General features: G+C 69.5%; 3 protein-coding genes. 1 reads left to right on the top strand and 2 read right to left on the bottom strand.

Annotated elements, in window-relative coordinates; translation table 11 throughout:
- On the bottom strand, positions 1-903 hold a 903-nt coding region (locus VGE49_RS01305), incomplete at its 3' end, for a 2'-deoxycytidine 5'-triphosphate deaminase domain-containing protein (protein WP_331032785.1).
- 104 nt (positions 904-1007) lie between these two features.
- Between VGE49_RS01305 and apaG the strand changes: the two genes are divergently transcribed.
- Positions 1008-1415: a Co2+/Mg2+ efflux protein ApaG gene (gene apaG / locus VGE49_RS01300; RefSeq protein ID WP_312064210.1), complete on the top strand. Its 408-nt coding sequence runs from the start codon at positions 1008-1010 to the stop codon at positions 1413-1415.
- A 199-nt stretch (positions 1416-1614) separates the two neighbouring features.
- Here apaG and gcrA read toward each other — a convergent pair whose 3' ends face one another.
- The gene (gcrA, locus tag VGE49_RS01295; protein WP_331032784.1) at positions 1615-2154 is read right to left on the bottom strand and encodes a cell cycle sigma 70 cofactor GcrA; all 540 of its coding nucleotides are present in this window, start codon (positions 2152-2154) and stop codon (positions 1615-1617) included.
- Between the last annotated feature and the right edge of the window lie 38 nt (positions 2155-2192).

Here is a 2192-nt window from a genome sequence, read left to right as displayed (position 1 = left end):
TTCCAGCAGGAAGGGGGTGTCGTGGGTGCGAACCTCCAGCACGCCCTTGGAGCCGGCGCCGTGGGCCTCGTCCGTGCCGAAGCCGGGGTCGAAGAAGCCGGCGTAGTGGACGCGGAACTCGCCGACCGAGGGGTCGATCGGAGTCATTTCGGCGGCCTGATCGACCGGGATCTCCACGTCGTCCGACGAGGCCAGGATGTAGAACTCGCCCGGATCCAGCAGCAGTTCGCCGCGACGCAGGGTCAGGGGCTCCCAGAAGTCGCGCGGGTCGTGGCCGTCGATGTGGTCCATGTTGACGACCCCGGCGTGGCGGCGCCCGCGGAAGCCGACGACGCCCTGATCGCCCGCGCGCAGGTCGACGCCGACGCTGCGGGTCTCCAGCTTGGGCGGCTCGCCGGCCTTGAGACGCAGCTGGTTCAGGCGGGTGCCCGGCTTGACCAGGATGGAGAAGGTCTGGGGCGCGATCTCGAGGTAGAGGGGGCCGTCATAGCCCTCGTCCACGTCGTCGAAGCTGCCGCCCTGATCGGTCAGCAGGCGGACGAAGACGTCGACGCGTCCGGTCGAGCTTTTCGGATTGGCGCGGGCGTTCAGACCGCGCGGCAGGGTCAGGCGTTCCTGCAGGCGGGCGATATAGACGCAGCCCTTTTCCAGCACCACGCCGCCCGACAGGTCGATGGCGTGCATCTCCACGTCGTTGATGCGGTCCTCGACCTTGCGCTGACCGGGCAGGAAGGAGGCGCGCACCCGCCAGGCCTGGTTCGACAGGCGCAGATCCAGACTGGCCGGCTGCACTTGATCGTGATCGAAGGGGGTGTCGGACCGGATCGCGCCGACGGCGATCAGGGTCTCGATGCTCTGATAGGGCAGAATGCCGGGCTGGGCGGGAATCTCGAAGATGCTCATGCCGTCCTGTCTCACACGGTTTTTTCCGTCTGTCTCGCTTCGGAATGCGACATCCGATGCGCCAGACGGGTTGAACCCCGAGGTCGGCGGGCTGCATATAGCCTATGCACGCCCCTCCTGCCTATACCGCCGAAACCGAAGGCGTCGTCGTCCGCGTCCGCCCCTCCTATCTGGCGGCCCAGTCGGACCCGGCGGCCGGGCGCTGGGTCTGGGCCTATCAGATCGAGATCGTCAACCTGACCGGATCGCCGGTGCAGCTGGTGGCGCGGCGCTGGACCATCACCGACGCCTACGGGCACGTCGAGGAAGTGCGCGGCCAGGGCGTGGTCGGCGAACAGCCGGTGATCGAGGCCGGCGACAGCTATTCCTACGCCTCGGGCTGCCCGCTGGGCGCGCCGTCCGGTTCGATGGTCGGCGCCTACTACATGACCGACGTCGACGGGCGGATGTTCGAGGCGGCCATTCCGGCCTTCAGCCTGGACGTGCCGGACGCGCGAAGGGTGCTGAACTAGGCAGAAGCGGGGCCCTCAAGCAGCGCGAAGCGCGATAGGGCCAACAAAAACCCTCGCCGTGCGGCGAGGGCGATAGGGCTGCGTCAACCCGGATGAACCGCAGCCCCAGCCTTGCTCCCGTCCAGCGAACCGGACGGGAGAAGATCGGACACGCGACGCGCTCAAGCAGCGAGCGACCGCGTCGCGAGCGATAGCGTCCTTAGATATAACGACGCAGGCTGCGGGCCAGCTCGCTGGCGCCGTCCTTGGCGCCCTTGCGGACCTGGGGCTGGTAGGCGACGCGGGCGTGTTCACCGCAATAGACGCCTTCCGAGGCGCGACGGCCGCAGAAGCTGAACTCGCGCGAGGACGGGTCGCCGATCGGCCATTTGCACATGTGGGCGCCCAGGGTCATCACCGTGGCCGTGCCGGGCAGTTCCGGGGCGGGCGCGGGGGCGACGGGCTGGGCCGTCATGACCGGACGCGGCGCGGCGGCCTCGATGCGACGCGGGGCCGACGGGGCCTGGACCGGCGCGGCCGGAGCGGCGGGGCGCGGACGGGTCGCGGCGCGGAAGGTGGTGCGCGCGGGTTGCGACGGCGCGGCGCGGCCCGACAGGCCCAGGCGGTGCACCTTGCCGATCACGGCGTTGCGGGTCACGCCGCCGCCCAGGGTCTTGGCGATCTGGCTGGCCGACTGGCCTTCCAGCCAGAGCTTCTTCAACGCGCCGACGCGGTCTTCAGTCCAGCTTGCTGCGGTCATGGCCACCCTCCCGGGGATCGGATTCAATATCTTGGGTC

Origin of the sequence: Brevundimonas sp., from assembly GCF_036405315.1 — a bacterium.
Classification (GTDB): Bacteria; Pseudomonadota; Alphaproteobacteria; order Caulobacterales; family Caulobacteraceae; genus Brevundimonas.
This window is presented reverse-complemented; position numbering and strand designations above follow the sequence as displayed.

What these genes read in the sequence shown, in the direction of transcription:
- apaG (WP_312064210.1), top strand. Translation starts at nt 1,008, where the DNA reads ATGCACGCCCCTCCTGCCTATACCGCCGAAACCGAAGGCGTCGTCGTC.
- gcrA (WP_331032784.1), bottom strand. Translation starts at nt 2,154, where the DNA reads ATGACCGCAGCAAGCTGGACTGAAGACCGCGTCGGCGCGTTGAAGAAG.